The sequence below is a fragment of the Ferrovibrio sp. genome (assembly GCF_046297895.1).
Taxonomy (GTDB): Bacteria; Pseudomonadota; Alphaproteobacteria; order Ferrovibrionales; family Ferrovibrionaceae; genus Ferrovibrio.
Genome location: NZ_JBKBHC010000006.1, coordinates 269,303 through 283,489, shown reverse-complemented (window position 1 = coordinate 283,489; position 14,187 = coordinate 269,303). Strand labels below are relative to the sequence as shown.

Below are 14,187 nucleotides of genomic sequence, written 5' to 3'. Positions count from 1 at the left end.
TTTTCCTTTCGGGTTTTGGGGAGCGGTTTAGAACGCCGCCGTCAGGCGCGCGGCGATGAAAAGCCCGGTGCCGAACACCAGATGGGTGATCAGGCTGCGCAGGCGCGATGCCGTCGGATCGGGCATGCGCGATGATGCGAGCCCCATGCCGAAAGCCGGCTGCAGCACCAGGAAGGGCGCGGCCACGATGACCAGTCCGGTCAGCAGGGCCGGCAGGATCGTGGGCGCCTGCAGCCAGCCGACACCGAACACGGCGACGAGGCCGGCGGCAAACATGATGCCGATGGCGTAATGCGCGGCCCAGCCGATGGCCGCCTCGCCCGCCACCGGCGCCGCCTTGCCTATGCCGTCATGGCGCAGCCGCCCTTTCGGGATGTGGCCGAGCCAGCGGCCCACCAGGCGGTAATCCAGCCCGGTTACGCCATAGACGCGCCGGAGCACCAGTCCCCACAGATCCATCGCCAGCGTGGCGCCAGCGCCGACGGCAACAATACGTAACATCACCTCTGACATTTCATGCACCTCTTGCGTCTCAAACCGGGCTTGCTTCAGCCGGGAATAAGGCTACCCTACAAGCTCAAGTTCACTTGAGGTCAAGACGGAATCTCTTTGCCATGCAATTGCTCGATATCGCCGAAGTGGCGCAGCGCTCAGGGCTGCCCGCCTCCGCCCTGCGCTTCTATGAGGAAAAGGGCCTGATCGTTTCGGTCGGCCGGCGCGGCCTGCGGCGCCTGTTCGAACCCAATGTGATGGAGCGGCTGGCCCTGATCGCACTGGGCCGCACGGCCGGCTTCAGCCTGGAGGAAATCTCCGCGATGTTCGGTCCCAATGGCAGGGTGCGCATCAAGCGCGAGAAACTGAACGCCAAGGCCGACGAACTGGACCGCACCATCCGCCACCTGGCGGCCATGCGCGACGGCCTACGTCATGCCGCCGTATGCAAGGCGCCCAGCCACATGGAATGCCCCACCTTTCGCCGGTTGGTTCGCGTGGCCGGCGCAGGCAGGCTTGCCGCACCCGACAAGGGCAAACCGAACCGACGCCCGCACAAGACATAGAGGCATAGGAGCATTGTAGCGATACATCTGCGCGCTTGCCTTTATGCTGCCGGCCAGAACAAGCTTGCGCCATGCTGAGCGAGATCAACCTGCCCCTCATCCTGCTGGCCGCGCTGATGGCAACATCCAGCCCCGGCCCGGCCACCGTCACCATTGCCGGCACCTCGATGAAGGCCGGCCGCAGATATGGCCTGGCCGTGGCCAGCGGCATCAGCACCGGATCGCTGATGTGGTCGACGGCCGCCGCCTTCGGCCTTGGCGCCGTGATGCTGGCCAATGCCTGGGTGTTCGAGCTGCTGCGCTATTGCGGCGCGGGCTATCTGATCTTCCTGGCCATCAAGTCGGCCCGCTCGGCGCTCACGCCGGGCGAAATGGAACCGAGAGGTCTGGCGAACCCGACCTGGAAACGCGCCTATGCCGCAGGCCTTGGCCTGCACCTGACCAACCCGAAGGCGATCCTGTTCTTCGGCTCGCTCTATGCCGTGGGCGTGCCGGCCCATGCAGCGCCGGCGACGCTGCTGGTCATCATTGCCGCCGTGGCGGCGCAGAGCGCGCTGGTCTTCCACGGCTATGCCCTGCTGTTCTCCAGCCCTCCGGTCGCGCGCGGCTATATGCGCCTGCGCCGCGGGTTCGAGGGTGCCTTCGCCCTGGCCTTTGGCTATGCCGGCGTGAAGCTGCTGACTGCCAGGCTGCAATAACCAGCCTATAACAATCAATAATAGCAACAACTTAACGATTATCGCGGGATTGCGGGTCAGACCATGATCCTTGTCGAAAGTCATATCTCATACACGTTCCGGTTTGGCCCGCTCTGCGCTATGATGCGCGTGACACGGGAGACGGACCCCAGTGGCAGAGAGTACGCTGAACTTCATCGCCGAAAGCCGCCCGCCGGGGGGGCCAACCGACGGCCACACGCCGGACCGACGGTCGTGGAAGGTGCTGATCGTCGACGACGAGCCCGACGTTCATTCCCTGACCAAGCTGCTGCTGCGTAACTTCAACTACCGCAAGCGCGGCCTGGCCTTCCTCAGCGCCTATTCCGCCACCGAAGCGCGCGACCTGATGCGCGACAATCCCGATACCGCGCTGGTTCTGCTGGACGTCGTGATGGAAACCGAACATGCGGGCCTGGCGCTGGTGGACTACATCCGCAACGACCTCGCCAACAAATCGACCCAGATCGTGATCCGCACCGGCCAGCCGGGCCAAGCGCCGCCGCTGACCGTGGTGTCCAACCACGGCATCAACGACTACAAGGAAAAGACCGAGATCACGCAGCAGAGCATGATCCTGACCGTGGTGAAGGCGTTACGGCTGTATGAGGAATTCCTGCCGAGCTACATCGCCGCGGCCAAATTCGCCAACCTGACCGACCGTGCCCGCAACGGCGCCGACGACCGCGAGCTGCTGCGGCTGCTACGCCAGGAAGCCGATCTCGGCGAGGACGGCATTCCGATACGGCCCGCCGAGCCGGCCGATCCGCGCATGGCCGCGTTAACCGACCGCGAGCGCGAAGTTCTGAAATGGGTGAGCCAGGGCGATTCCAACAAGGCCATCGCCATCCGCCTCGGCGTGCAGGAGGTAACCGTGAAGGCCCATCTGCGGCAGATCTTCGCCAAGCTGCAGGTGTTCAACCGCACCCAGGCCGCATCCTTGGCCCTGCGCCTGCTGGAACGCGACGCCGACCCGGTCCGCTGAGTTCCGCCCCACCTGCCATCTGGCCGCCTGATATCGGAAAAAATGCCGCGCCGGAGTGATCCGGCGGACCACGGCCTGCGTATCAAAAGGCGAACACTGATACGGCGTCGGCATGGCAGATTCGGCTTCTTCCTCCCCAGTCATCCTCTGGTTCCGCCAGGATCTGCGCCTGAACGACAACGCCGCGCTGATTGCGGCGGCGGCGAGCGGCCGCCCGGTGATCGCCCTCTACATCCTCGATACGGCGCAAGCGGCGTGGCAGCCGGGCGGCGCCAGCCTGTGGTGGCTGCATCACTCGCTCAGCGCGCTGGCGGCCGACCTGCACCGCCGCGGCCTGGATCTGGTGCTGCGGCGCGGCGACCCGGCCGCAATCCTGCCCGCGCTGGTGCGCGAGACCGGGGCGGCGGCGGTGTGCTGGAACCGCTGCTACGAGCCGGCGGCCGTGGCGCGCGACAGCACGCTGAAGGCGGCGCTGAAGGATGCGGGCATCGCGGTCGAGACCTTCAATGCATCGCTGCTGTTCGAGCCCTGGAAGGTGAAGACGCAGAGCGGCGGCTGGTTCAAGGTCTATTCGCCGTTCTGGCGCGCCTGCCGGGCCCTGCCCGCGCCCGCCGCGCCGCTGCGTGCGCCACACAGCCTGAGCCGATATGCCGGCGCGGTGGCCGGCGAGCGGCTCGACGACTGGCAATTGCGACCGACCAGGCCCGACTGGGCCGGCGGGCTGCGCGCGACCTGGCAGCCGGGCGAGGCCGGCGCGGCGGAACGGCTGCAGGATTTTCTCGACCGTGCATTGCAGGGCTATGCCGATGGCCGCGACCGGCCCGACCGCGCGCTGACCTCGCGTCTCTCGCCGCATCTGCATTTTGGCGAGATCGGTCCGCGCCAGGTCTGGCAGGCCGTGCAGATGGCCGCCGGGCAGAATGGCGCGGCGGCACGCAACGCCGAAAAATACCTGAGCGAGATCGGCTGGCGTGAATTCTCGCATCATCTACTGTTCCATTTTCCCGATCTGCCCGAGCGCAACTTCCGCGCCGATTTCGACGCCTTCCCCTGGCAGGACGATGCCGAGCTGCTGCGTCGCTGGCAGAAGGGGCGAACCGGCTATCCCATCGTGGATGCCGGCATGCGTGAGCTGTGGCAAACCGGTTGGATGCACAACCGCGTCCGCATGATCGCGGCCTCGTTCCTGGTCAAGCATCTGCGCCAGCACTGGCGCCACGGCCAGGCCTGGTTCTGGGACACGCTGGTGGATGCCGACCTGGCCAACAACGCGGCGAGCTGGCAGTGGGTGGCCGGTTCGGGCGCCGATGCCGCGCCGTATTTCCGCATCTTCAATCCGATCCTGCAGGGTGAGAAATTCGATCCCGATGGCAGCTATGTGCGCCGCTGGCTGCCCGAACTGGCGCACCTGCCCGACAGATACATCCACAAGCCCTGGCTGGCGCCGGCGGCCGTGCTGCGCGAGGCCGGCCTGCGCCTTGGGCAGGATTACCCGCAACCGCTGGTCGATCACGATATCGCGCGCAAGGCGGCACTGGCAGCCTTCGCGCAATTACGCAATGATGACGCCAGGACAGCGGGGGCTGCATGAACAGGGACGGAAGCATCCGGCGGCAACGCATTGCCGTGATCGGCGCCGGCATCGCCGGACTGGGCGCGGCCTGGGCCCTGTCGCGCAGGCATGATGTCACCGTCTTCGAGGCCAACGCCTATCCCGGCGGCCACAGCAATACGGTGGAAGTGGATTACGACGGCGTGCCGATGGCAGTCGACACCGGCTTTATCGTCTTCAACGACTGGAACTATCCGAACCTCACGCGCCTGTTCGAGCATCTGAAGGTTCCCGCAATCAAGAGCGACATGTCGTTCGCCGTCAGCGTCGGCGACCAGCACCGCCCGGGTCAGCTCGAATGGAGCGGCAGCAGCATCGCCACCCTGTTCGCGCAGAAGCGCAACCTGCTCAGTCCGCGCTTCCACGGCATGTGGCGCGACATCCTGCGCTTCAACCGCGCCGCTGTCGCCGACCTGGAGGCCGGCCGTATGGCTGGCCTCAGCCTGGGCGAATATCTCGCCACCGGCCGCTATGGCGAAGGCTTCATGCTGGACTACCTGCTGCCCATGGGCGCAGCGATCTGGTCGGCCCCGCTGGCCGAGATGCAGGCCTTTCCCGCCGAGACTTTCGCGCGGTTCTTCAAGAATCACGGATTGCTCAGCATCGACGAGCGTCCGCAATGGTACACCGTGCAGGGCGGCAGCCGCGAATATGTGCGTCGCCTGCTTGATGACGCCAGGATCACGCTGCATCTCAACCGGCCGGTGCAGGCCGTGATCCGCCAGGGCGCTGCCGTCATGGTCGCCGGCCACGCCCATGCCGAAAGCTTCGACCAGGTGGTGCTCGCCTGCCACGGCGACCAGGCCCTGCGCCTGCTGGGCCATCATGCCGCCCCGGCCGAACGGGAGATCCTCGGCTGCTTCCGTTTCCAGGCCAACCGCGCCGTGCTGCACCGCGATACCGGCCTGATGCCGGTGCGGCATTCGGTCTGGGCCAGCTGGAACTACCTCTCCGAACCGCGCCGCGACCTGCATCGCCGCGTCGGTCTTACCTACTGGATGAACCGACTGCAGTCGCTGGATGAACGCCGCCCCCTGTTTGTGACCATGAACCCGCTGAAGCCGCCGCGCCCGGACCGGGTGTTCGCCACCTTCGACTACGAGCATCCCTTGTTCGATGCCGCAGCGGTTGCCGCCCAGGCACGGCTCGGCGAAATCCAGGGCAAGGATCGCCTGTGGTTCTGCGGTGCATGGTGCCGGTACGGTTTCCACGAGGACGGTTTCAGCGCCGGACTGAACGTGGCGAAACAACTGGGCGCCGATCTGCCCTTCGAGGCGATGAGCGACAGACCGCTGGAGCGCGTCGCGTGATTGGCGCAGACCTGTACTGGTGCCGTGTGATGCATGAACGGCTGTTGCCGTTCCGGCACAAATTCGAGTACCGGGTCTTCTCTTTGCTGCTCGATATCGACCGGCTTGACGATCTGGATCGCGACTTGCGCCTGTTCGGCCACAACCGCTTCGCCCTCATGAGCTTCCATGACCGCGACCATGGCCCGCGCGACGGCACGCCGCTGCGGCCCTGGGTGGAGGCGGCGCTGGCCGAGCAAGGCCTGTCGGAGGCCGGGGCAAGCATCCGCATCTTCTGCTTCCCGCGTCTGCTTGGCTATGTGTTCAATCCGCTCAGTGTGTTCTTCTGCCATGACTCCCAGGGTCGGCTGCGCGCCACGCTGTATGAAGTGAAGAACACCTTCGGCGACCAGCACGCCTACCTGATCGGCGTACCGGCCGGAGGCAACAGCGGCAAGCTCGTGGATCAAAGCGTCGCCAAGCGCTTCCACGTCTCCCCCTTCCTGCCTCTGGAGGGCGAATACCGCTTCCGCATCCTGCCGCCGGGCGAAAAGGTCGGCATTGCGATCCGCCAGTTCGGCCGCGGCGGGGCACTTCAGATGATCGCCACCCAGAGCGGCCGCCGCGAGGATGTCAGCGATCACAGTCTGTTGAAGGCTTTCATCCGCCATCCGCTGATGACCGTAAAAGTCATGGCCGGGATTCATTGGGAGGCGCTGCAGCTCTGGCGCAAGGGCGCAGCCTTCTTCCGCTGGACCGCGCCGCCACATGAGGCGGTATCCGCCGGCAAGAGCAAAGACTGAGAAAGACCAGGGAGCCCGTCGAATGAGCGAAGCCTACGCCGAACGGCAGACCGCGCTGAACCGCGCCGCGGAAGCAGCGGTGGATGCGGCCGTCGACGCCATCGCCCATCTGCATCGCACCGAACCGCGCCAGACGGGCCATGTCACGCTGCTGCGTACGACCCAGGATGCCCTGCGGCTGCCGCGCGTACCGCGCTGGACGCGGCTGATGCTGTCCCTGGCGACGCGGGTCAGCCATGGCAGCATCACGATCACGCTGCCCGACGGTCGCGCGCTGATGGCGCAGGGTCATGAGCCTGGCCCGGCTGCAACGCTGCATATCCGCCATCACCGCTTTGCCAAGCGCCTGCTGCTGGGTGGCAACCTGGCGGTGGGTCAGGCCTATATTGACAATGACTTCGACTGCGATGACCTGGCGGCGCTGACCGAATGGGCTTGCCTGAACAGCGATCTCGACTCCACCCTGATGGGCAAGCCCTGGCTGCGCACCCTGCGACGGATCGGATTCGCCTTCGCCGCCAATTCCAGGCGTGGCAGCCGGCGCAACATCGCCTATCACTACGATCTGGGCAATGACTTCTACCGCCTGTGGCTCGACCCCTCGATGACCTACTCCTCAGCCCTGTGGCGGCAAGGCGACGAGAGCCTGGCAGAGGCGCAACTGAACAAATACCGCCGGCTGGCCGGCGAGGTCCTGCGTCTGCAGCCCGATCAGCGCGTGCTTGAGATCGGCTGCGGCTGGGGCGGGTTTGCCTGCCTGGCGGCAAAGGAATACGGTGCGCGCGTGCATGCCGTGACGATCAGCCGCGAGCAGCATGACCATGCCTGCCGCCGCGTGCAACAGGAAGGCCTGAATGAGCGCGTACGCATCGAATTGCGCGACTATCGAGACTTGACCGATCAATACGATGCGGTGGCCTCCATCGAGATGATCGAGGCCGTGGGCGAGAAATACTGGCCACGCTATTTCGGCCAGCTACGCGATCGCCTGAACCCGGGAGGCCGTGCCGGCATACAGGCCATCGTCATCGCCGATAAGTATTTCGAGGACTATCGCGGCACGATGGATTTCATTCAGGCCTATATCTTTCCTGGCGGCATGCTGCTGTCGCCCGGCACCATTCTGCGGCAGGCGGACGATGCAGGACTCGATATCGTCGACACCTTCAGCTTCGGCCGCGACTATGCCCGCACGCTGAACGAGTGGCACCGCAGTTTCGAAACCGCCTGGCCAAAGATCAGCGAGCTGAAGGGCAATGGGCTGCCATTCGACGAGCGTTTCCGCCGCATGTGGCGCTACTACCTCGCCTATTGCGAAGGCGGCTTCAACGCCGGCACCATAGACGTGCTGCAATACGGGTTTCAAAAGCCGTTTTAAGAGTGCCGCAGCCGGTTGCGCACGAAACGCACCAGTGCGCCGACCACAGGCAGGTGGGCATAAAACTGGCCGCCGGCATCCCAGTGATCGAGATGCGCCTTCACGCGGCCATCCGGCGTGAAATGCAGCTCGCTGACCCCGACAGCCTGCCATGGCTGTCGACCGCCGAACCGGCGCGGCGTGTAGAAGAAGGTCCATTTCAGGAAAGCCTGATTGCCCTCGCGCACCGCGCCGTCGATGCGAAACTTCACGTAGCTGCAATCCCGGAACATGTCGGCGAATAGCCGTTTCATGATCGCCCGGCCGCTCACGTCGTTGAAAGGGTCGCGAAAGTGCACGTCCTCGGTGACCAGCGCCTCCAGGCCGTCCAGACTCTGCGGGGTCAGGCCAGCGAAGAAATCGGCATAGCGCTGGAGGCCCGCACCGATGGGATCGGCCGTCATCGCGTAAATCTCCGCACCAAAGGGAAATACGCCGCATAGGGCAGCAGCCGCAGCATCTTCAAGATAAGGGCGAACTGCCATGGAAAGGCGATTTCGAAGCCGCGCTCGAAATCAAGCCCGCGCCACAGGCGCTCTGCCGCCGCTTCCACCGGCATCAGGAACGGCATCGGGAAGGTGTTGAGATCGGTAAGCGGGGTCTTGATGAAACCTGGCGAAATCAGGCGCACCGCCACGCCGCTGCCTTCCAGATCGAGCCTCAGCGATTCCGCCATGTTGATCAGGGCCGCCTTGCTGGCGCCATAGGCCGATGCCAGCGGCAGACCGCCATAACCGGCCAGAGACGCATTGATGGCCACCTGTCCGCCGCGTCGGGCCAGCATGGCCGGCAGCACGGTCTCGAGTCCGTTGGCCACGGTCATCACGTTATTTTCCAGCAGTGCACGTACAACATCGGCCTTGAAGGCCTTGCCCGGTGATGGGATATGCGTGCCGGCATTAAACACCGCCAGACGGATCGGTCCCATCTCGCTTTCGATGCGGGCCACCACTTCGCGCACGGCTGCCAGATCGGTCATATCAGCGGGCAGCGCATGGAATTTGCCACCGGCACCACGAGCCTCGGCGGGAATGCTATCCAACGTATCGATGCGGCGCGATGTACCAGCCACGATGGCACCAGCGCGCAGATAGCGGATCGTTAATGCCCGACCTATGCCCGACCCCGCACCCGTGATCCAGACGATACCCTGGGCGCTCATCGCAGGCGATACTCGACCTGCGAACCGTCCGTCGCCTTAAAGGCTGATTTTACCCAGCGGCCGTCACGGTCATACCATAGCGTGAGATCGATATCACCGCTCAGATGATAGCGCCGAGCGGGGATTTCATCGCGTGCGGCACTGGCCATTTCGAAGGATTCCGGACGCACCTGCAAATCCAGCACCCGGCCGTTCTGGCTGTCCATGATGGTTGCTCGCCGCACAAAGTCGCTGCGCCAGTAACTGGTTGGCATGGTGTCTGCGGGGAGCATCCCGGTGAACCGGGTGCCGCTCACCTTCAGGCGATCACCTTCAGCCACGGCGCGCAGCTTTTCTTCATCGCCATCATTATCTGTGCTTGATACCAGGCTGACCAGACGGTCCCCCTGCCATTCCTCGCGGGACTGATGGATATAGCGGTACAGTGTCAGGGGGCCAAAGGTCACACGCAAGTTGATGTCGACATTCACCACGCTGCGGTCCGCGTCGCGCACGATGTCGACGCGGTGATAGCCGATCCGCTCGCCATTACGGAAGACCTCAAAATCGCGGGTTTCGACTTCGGCCGCATGCGCGGTACCGAATCCAATAGCTGCAGCCAGCGACGCTATGAGGACAGCCTTGCCCATTGGTTCAACACCCAGCCAAAGGAGCCGCGAAAATCCAGGGGCGCATCGGTGACGGCCAGGCAAATGCAGGGGCCGCCGGACATCGCCACCGGGCGGTGTTCAGTATTGCCATCGGCGATCTCGACGTCGCCGCGAGTGAAGGCGCCGCCTTCGTCGGTGAAACCGCCGCTCAGCACCAGCGTCATTTCCTCGCCGCGATGGGTGTGCAGCGGCATGGCTGCACCCGGCGCGATCTTGAGCAGGCTCACCATGCCGCCACGCGCCTTAGGTACCGGCAAGGCCCAGGAATGCAGGCCGGCGCCGCTCCAGCGCCAGTCGATGCGGTCGATCCCGTCTTTCAGGTACTCGCGCAGGGGGGCCGGGATGCCGCCGCCCCGCCGGCCGGCTGCCGCCTTGCGGACCGGGGCGGCTTCCTGTTCACCCAGGCGGGCCTCGACGGCGGCAAAACCGGAGGACCTCAGGGATTGCGGCGGCACGTCGTCCAGCATCGCACCGGCAACCCGCTCGATGGCCGCCAGTTCGGTACGGCAATGCGGGCAGAGGGACAGATGACAGGCAACCACGAGCGACCAGGATTCGGCCAGCGAGCCGGTGGCGTAATCAAGAAGCAACTCGGCCGGGATATGGTGGGTCGGCGCCTGATCTGCCGAAGGTATGGCGGTTAAGTCGTTCACAACCATGATCTTTGCTAAGTCCTCGTCACTGGACTACTAAGTAAGATACGCACCAGACTCGAATTTGGATCATTGCACAGACGCGTCAACCCGCCAGGCCATGGACTATTTCTTTTACGGCACGTTATGCGATCCGGATGTCCGTCGTCTGATTCTGGGCTATCGGCCCGGCCCGCGCCAGATCCGGCCAGCCAGCTTGGCCGGATTTCGACGCAGGGTTGCCCAGGGACGCAGCTATCCTCTCCTGATCCCGGCCCCGGCCGGCCGCGTGCACGGCCTGCTGTTCACCCCGCGCCGGCCTGAGGATGCCGAGCGACTCGCCGCCTATGAGGGGCCGGAATACCTCACCCGCAGCCTGCCGGTCCGTCTGCGGGCTGCCGCGGGCTGCCGGCCGGCCCGGGTCTTTTTGCCCGCGCCGGGCCGGCTTTCCGCCGGCCTTGCCGAATGGCGGCTTGAGTCCTGGCGCCGCCGGCACAAAGCCGACTTCCTGCTTTCCCTAACCCGTCAGGGCCTCCCCCCATGCGCAAACCGCTAGATACCAGCCTTCAGCCGTTCCCGGTCGAACTCTCCCGCATCGATCCGGTTTTCCGCGGTCATCTGAAAGTCGACGAACTGCACCTGCGCCACGGCCTGTTCGGCGGCGGCATGAGCGATCAGATGACCCGAGAAGTCGTATGGCGCCGCGATGCGGTCTGCGTCATGCCCTACGACCCCAGGCGCGACGAGGTGGTACTGATCGAGCAGTTTCGCGCCGCGGCCCTGTTCAACGGAGACCGCGCCTGGATGGTGGAAGCCGTGGCCGGCCTGATCGAGGATGGCGAGAATATCGAGGACGTTGCGCGCCGGGAGTTGAAGGAGGAAAGCGGGCTGGAGGCCATCGGCGACCTGCTGCCGGTTGGCATGGTGTATTCCACGCCTGGCTTTTGCAGCGAACGCTTCCATATGTTCTGTGCCCAGGTCGATGCGACCCAGGCAGCCGGGATCCACGGACTGGATCACGAACACGAGGACATCCGGGTTTTCGCCCTGCCGTTCAAAGAGGCTTTTGCACGCTGGGAAGCTGGGGAAATCCCCAACTCGCCGGCCACGATCGGCCTGCTGTGGCTCGGCCAGTATCGTGAGCGGCTGCAACAAAACTGGGCGGACCCGCGCGGGTTGCGACCCTGATCCCCCCTCGGTATAGGATTGGATCGGGGGAATTAGCCCGATACCCAGATACCGAGAGTAAAATGGACATCCGGAAAGATTTCATCGACAGCATCGGCAGGACCCCGCTGATCCGCCTGCGCCACGCCTCCGAACTCACCGGCTGCGAGATATACGGCAAGGCGGAGTTCATGAACCCGGGCGGTTCGGTGAAGGATCGCGCCGCCCTCTTCATCGTGCAGGATGCCCTGAAGCGCGGTGCGCTGCGCCCTGGCGGCACCATCGTGGAAGGCACTGCCGGCAATACCGGCATCGGACTGGCCCTGGTCGGCAACGCGATGGGCTTCAAGACCGTGATCGTGATGCCGGAAACCCAGAGCCAGGAGAAGAAGGATTTCCTGCGCCTGTGCGGTGCCGACCTGCGGCTGGTGCCGGCGGTGCCCTACAAGGACCCGAACAACTACGTGAAGTATTCCGGTCGCCTTGCAGAAGAAATGGCGAAGACCGAGCCCAACGGCGCGGTCTGGGCCAACCAGTTCGACAACATCGCCAACCGCGAGGCGCATTACCGCACGACGGGGCCGGAAATCTGGGCCCAGACCGAGGGCAAGGTGGATGGTTTTACCTGCGCGGTGGGTTCGGGCGGCACATTTGCCGGCGTGCTGATGGCGCTGAAAGAGCGCAATCCGAAGGTGCAGGTGGCGCTGGCCGATCCGATGGGCGCCGCGCTGTACAGCTACTACAAGACCGGCGAGCTGAAGGCCGAGGGCAGCTCGATCACCGAGGGAATCGGTCAAGGTCGCATCACGGCGAACCTGGAGGGTATCATGCCCGACGACGCCTTCCAGATTCCCGACGAGGAAGCCCTGCCGGTGGTGTTCGACCTGATCCAGCATGAAGGCCTGGTGCTGGGCGGTTCCAGCGGCATCAACATCGCCGCTGCAATCCGCCTGGCCAAGAAGATGGGGCCTGGCCACACCATCGTGACCATCCTGTGCGATGGCGGCGCGCGCTATCAGAGCAAGATGTTCAATCCCGAATTCCTGCGCAGCAAAAACCTGCCCGTTCCGCCATGGATGGCCTGAGCATGACCGCGTTCCTGTTCCGCGACGATGCCTATCTGACCCATTGCGATGCGGTTATCACCGCGATCGACGAACGCGGCTTCCAGACCGACCAGACGGTGTTCTACCCCATGGGCGGCGGCCAGCCGGGCGATGTTGGCCGCTTCGTGCTGTCGACCGGCGAGATCGTCGAGATCGCCGACACCGTGAAGGGCGACGGGCCGGATGGGATAATCCACAAAGCCGCATCGGGTGCCGCTGCGCTGAAGGTTGGCTCTGCCGGCCGGCTGGAAATCGACTGGGCGCGACGTCATCGCCTGATGCGCATGCATACCTGCCTGCATCTGCTCTCGGCCCTGGTACCCTTTCCCGTCACTGGCGGCTCGGTGGGCGACGGCAAGGGCCGGCTGGATTTCGACATGGCCGACAGCATCCCGGACAAGGACACCCTGACCGCCCGGCTGAACGAACTGATCCGCGAAGACCATGCCGTCACCGCGCGCTGGATCACCGACGACGAACTGCTCGGCAATCCCGAGCTGGTGAAAACCATGGCGGTGAAGCCGCCGATGGGCCATGGCCGCGTACGCCTGATCGAGGTGGCCGGTATGGACAGGCCGCTGGACCTGCAGGCCTGCGGCGGAACGCATGTGCGGCAGACCGGGGAGATCGGTCCGGTGATGGTGCGCAAGATCGAGAACAAGGGCAAACAGAACCGCCGCGTGAACATCGAATTCGCGGCTTGAGAACAAAAGAGTCCAGGGAGCGTTACATGGCCTATGTGAATGCGGATGCGCTGGTTTCCACCGAATGGCTGGCCGAGCACCTGAAGGCACCGGACCTGCGCATCGTCGATGCCTCGTGGTACCTGCCCTTCATGAAGCGGGACGGCAAGGCGGAATACGCCCAGGGCCATATCCCCGGCGCCGTGTATTTCGATATCGACGAGATTTCCGATACCGACAGCAAGCTGCCGCACATGCTGCCCAGCCCGGAGAAATTCGCCTCGCGCATGCGACGGCTTGGCATCGGCGATGGCAACCGCATCGTGGTCTATGACGGTTCAGACAACCACCTCTCCGCTCCGCGCGCCTGGTGGATGTTCCGCGTCTTCGGCCATACCGACGTGGCGGTGCTGAATGGCGGGCTCAAGAAGTGGAAGGCCGAGGGCCGTCCGGTGGAGGACCTGCCGCCGCTGCCGCGCGAGCGCCATTTCACGGCGCGCCGCAACGACCTGCTGGTGCGCGACGTGGAACAGGTGCGCGCCAACCTGGCCAGCGGCCGCGAGCAGGTGCTGGATGCGCGCAGCAAGGGCCGCTTTGACGGCACCGAACCCGAACCGCGCCCCGGCCTGCGCGGTGGCCATATCCCGGGCTCAAAATGTCTGCCGGCCGCCACCCTCACCGATCCGGCCACTGGCCTGTTCCGCGATGGCCCCGACCTGAAGGCGCTACTGCAGGATGCCGGCATCGACATGTCGAAACCCGTGATCACCACCTGCGGCTCGGGCGTTTCGGCCTGTGCGCTCACGCTGGCGCTGCATCTGCTGGGGCACCGCCAGGTGGCGGTCTATGACGGTTCATGGACCGAATGGGGCAGCCGCGCCGACCTGCCGGCGGAAGTGGCCTGAGT

The 14,187-nt window shown here is 64.9% G+C and carries 17 protein-coding genes; 12 read left to right on the top strand and 5 right to left on the bottom strand.

Translation table 11 applies throughout. The features are described 5' to 3' along the window. Positions 1–27: 27 nt before the first annotated feature. Positions 28–513, bottom strand: a complete 486-nt coding sequence (locus ACK4FK_RS12535) for a DUF2938 domain-containing protein (protein ID WP_409745301.1) — start codon at positions 511–513, stop codon at positions 28–30. Positions 514–614: 101 nt separating this feature from the next. On the opposite strand from ACK4FK_RS12535, the gene ACK4FK_RS12530 reads away from it, so the two are divergent. From ACK4FK_RS12530 to ACK4FK_RS12500, 7 genes are all read left to right on the top strand, one after another. Next, on the top strand, positions 615–1,058 hold the full coding sequence (locus ACK4FK_RS12530; RefSeq protein WP_409745300.1) for a helix-turn-helix domain-containing protein: 444 nt from the start codon (positions 615–617) through the stop codon (positions 1,056–1,058). 71 nt (positions 1,059–1,129) lie between these two features. Continuing rightward, positions 1,130–1,756: a LysE family translocator gene (locus tag ACK4FK_RS12525; RefSeq protein WP_409745299.1), complete on the top strand. Its 627-nt coding sequence runs from the start codon at positions 1,130–1,132 to the stop codon at positions 1,754–1,756. A 151-nt stretch (positions 1,757–1,907) separates the two neighbouring features. Then, positions 1,908–2,759, top strand: a complete 852-nt coding sequence (locus ACK4FK_RS12520) for a LuxR C-terminal-related transcriptional regulator (protein WP_409745298.1) — start codon at positions 1,908–1,910, stop codon at positions 2,757–2,759. Between the two features lie 112 nt (positions 2,760–2,871). Continuing rightward, on the top strand, positions 2,872–4,350 hold the full coding sequence (locus tag ACK4FK_RS12515) for a cryptochrome/photolyase family protein (RefSeq protein ID WP_409745297.1): 1,479 nt from the start codon (positions 2,872–2,874) through the stop codon (positions 4,348–4,350). Continuing rightward, positions 4,347–5,681 carry an NAD(P)/FAD-dependent oxidoreductase gene (locus ACK4FK_RS12510; protein ID WP_409745296.1) on the top strand — a complete coding sequence of 445 codons (1,335 nt, stop codon included), beginning with the start codon at positions 4,347–4,349 and terminating at the stop codon, positions 5,679–5,681. Before ACK4FK_RS12515 ends, ACK4FK_RS12510 begins: the two co-directional genes overlap by 4 nt. Continuing rightward, positions 5,678–6,463 (top strand): DUF1365 domain-containing protein, encoded by a 786-nt coding sequence (locus ACK4FK_RS12505; protein ID WP_409745295.1) that lies wholly within the window; start codon positions 5,678–5,680, stop codon positions 6,461–6,463. Before ACK4FK_RS12510 ends, ACK4FK_RS12505 begins: the two co-directional genes overlap by 4 nt. 22 nt (positions 6,464–6,485) lie before the next feature. After that, positions 6,486–7,841 carry a class I SAM-dependent methyltransferase gene (locus ACK4FK_RS12500; protein ID WP_409745294.1) on the top strand — a complete coding sequence of 452 codons (1,356 nt, stop codon included), beginning with the start codon at positions 6,486–6,488 and terminating at the stop codon, positions 7,839–7,841. Here ACK4FK_RS12500 and ACK4FK_RS12495 read toward each other — a convergent pair. From ACK4FK_RS12495 to ACK4FK_RS12480, 4 genes are read right to left on the bottom strand one after another with little or no spacing between them, the layout of a single operon-like run. Beyond that, a complete protein-coding gene (locus tag ACK4FK_RS12495; protein WP_409745293.1) occupies positions 7,838–8,284 on the bottom strand; it encodes a nuclear transport factor 2 family protein in 447 nt (148 codons plus the stop codon). The genes ACK4FK_RS12500 and ACK4FK_RS12495 overlap by 4 nt on opposite strands. Next, complete coding sequence (locus ACK4FK_RS12490; protein ID WP_409745292.1) at positions 8,281–9,042, bottom strand: SDR family NAD(P)-dependent oxidoreductase; 762 nt, start codon at positions 9,040–9,042, stop codon at positions 8,281–8,283. The genes ACK4FK_RS12495 and ACK4FK_RS12490 overlap by 4 nt, the downstream gene beginning before the upstream one ends. After that, on the bottom strand, positions 9,039–9,671 hold the full coding sequence (locus tag ACK4FK_RS12485; RefSeq protein WP_409745291.1) for a DUF6134 family protein: 633 nt from the start codon (positions 9,669–9,671) through the stop codon (positions 9,039–9,041). The genes ACK4FK_RS12490 and ACK4FK_RS12485 overlap by 4 nt, the downstream gene beginning before the upstream one ends. Next, positions 9,650–10,345: a ChrR family anti-sigma-E factor gene (locus ACK4FK_RS12480; protein ID WP_409745290.1), complete on the bottom strand. Its 696-nt coding sequence runs from the start codon at positions 10,343–10,345 to the stop codon at positions 9,650–9,652. Before ACK4FK_RS12480 ends, ACK4FK_RS12485 begins: the two co-directional genes overlap by 22 nt. A 100-nt stretch (positions 10,346–10,445) precedes the next feature. On the opposite strand from ACK4FK_RS12480, the gene ACK4FK_RS12475 reads away from it, so the two are divergent. The 5 genes from ACK4FK_RS12475 (at position 10,446) to sseA (ending at position 14,185) form a co-directional block, all read left to right on the top strand. Then, positions 10,446–10,880 (top strand): gamma-glutamylcyclotransferase family protein, encoded by a 435-nt coding sequence (locus ACK4FK_RS12475; protein ID WP_409745289.1) that lies wholly within the window; start codon positions 10,446–10,448, stop codon positions 10,878–10,880. Then, positions 10,865–11,512, top strand: a complete 648-nt coding sequence (locus ACK4FK_RS12470) for an NUDIX domain-containing protein (protein ID WP_409745288.1) — start codon at positions 10,865–10,867, stop codon at positions 11,510–11,512. Before ACK4FK_RS12475 ends, ACK4FK_RS12470 begins: the two co-directional genes overlap by 16 nt. Before the next feature lie 62 nt (positions 11,513–11,574). Then, positions 11,575–12,576, top strand: a complete 1,002-nt coding sequence (locus tag ACK4FK_RS12465; protein ID WP_409745287.1) for a cysteine synthase A — start codon at positions 11,575–11,577, stop codon at positions 12,574–12,576. 2 nt (positions 12,577–12,578) lie between these two features. After that, a complete protein-coding gene (locus ACK4FK_RS12460) occupies positions 12,579–13,301 on the top strand; it encodes an alanyl-tRNA editing protein (protein ID WP_409745286.1) in 723 nt (240 codons plus the stop codon). A 26-nt stretch (positions 13,302–13,327) separates the two neighbouring features. Next, positions 13,328–14,185: a 3-mercaptopyruvate sulfurtransferase gene (gene sseA, locus ACK4FK_RS12455; RefSeq protein WP_409745285.1), complete on the top strand. Its 858-nt coding sequence runs from the start codon at positions 13,328–13,330 to the stop codon at positions 14,183–14,185. Positions 14,186–14,187: the final 2 nt, after the last annotated feature.

Coding starts and splice junctions, on each gene's coding strand:
- ACK4FK_RS12500 (WP_409745294.1), top strand. CDS start 6,486: ATGAGCGAAGCCTACGCCGAACGGCAGACCGCGCTGAACCGCGCCGCG.
- ACK4FK_RS12530 (WP_409745300.1), top strand. CDS start 615: ATGCAATTGCTCGATATCGCCGAAGTGGCGCAGCGCTCAGGGCTGCCC.
- ACK4FK_RS12525 (WP_409745299.1), top strand. CDS start 1,130: ATGCTGAGCGAGATCAACCTGCCCCTCATCCTGCTGGCCGCGCTGATG.
- ACK4FK_RS12490 (WP_409745292.1), bottom strand. CDS start 9,042: ATGAGCGCCCAGGGTATCGTCTGGATCACGGGTGCGGGGTCGGGCATA.
- ACK4FK_RS12475 (WP_409745289.1), top strand. CDS start 10,446: ATGGACTATTTCTTTTACGGCACGTTATGCGATCCGGATGTCCGTCGT.
- ACK4FK_RS12510 (WP_409745296.1), top strand. CDS start 4,347: ATGAACAGGGACGGAAGCATCCGGCGGCAACGCATTGCCGTGATCGGC.
- ACK4FK_RS12465 (WP_409745287.1), top strand. CDS start 11,575: ATGGACATCCGGAAAGATTTCATCGACAGCATCGGCAGGACCCCGCTG.
- ACK4FK_RS12535 (WP_409745301.1), bottom strand. CDS start 513: ATGTCAGAGGTGATGTTACGTATTGTTGCCGTCGGCGCTGGCGCCACG.
- ACK4FK_RS12460 (WP_409745286.1), top strand. CDS start 12,579: ATGACCGCGTTCCTGTTCCGCGACGATGCCTATCTGACCCATTGCGAT.
- ACK4FK_RS12515 (WP_409745297.1), top strand. CDS start 2,872: ATGGCAGATTCGGCTTCTTCCTCCCCAGTCATCCTCTGGTTCCGCCAG.
- ACK4FK_RS12495 (WP_409745293.1), bottom strand. CDS start 8,284: ATGACGGCCGATCCCATCGGTGCGGGCCTCCAGCGCTATGCCGATTTC.
- ACK4FK_RS12470 (WP_409745288.1), top strand. CDS start 10,865: ATGCGCAAACCGCTAGATACCAGCCTTCAGCCGTTCCCGGTCGAACTC.
- sseA (WP_409745285.1), top strand. CDS start 13,328: ATGGCCTATGTGAATGCGGATGCGCTGGTTTCCACCGAATGGCTGGCC.
- ACK4FK_RS12485 (WP_409745291.1), bottom strand. CDS start 9,671: ATGGGCAAGGCTGTCCTCATAGCGTCGCTGGCTGCAGCTATTGGATTC.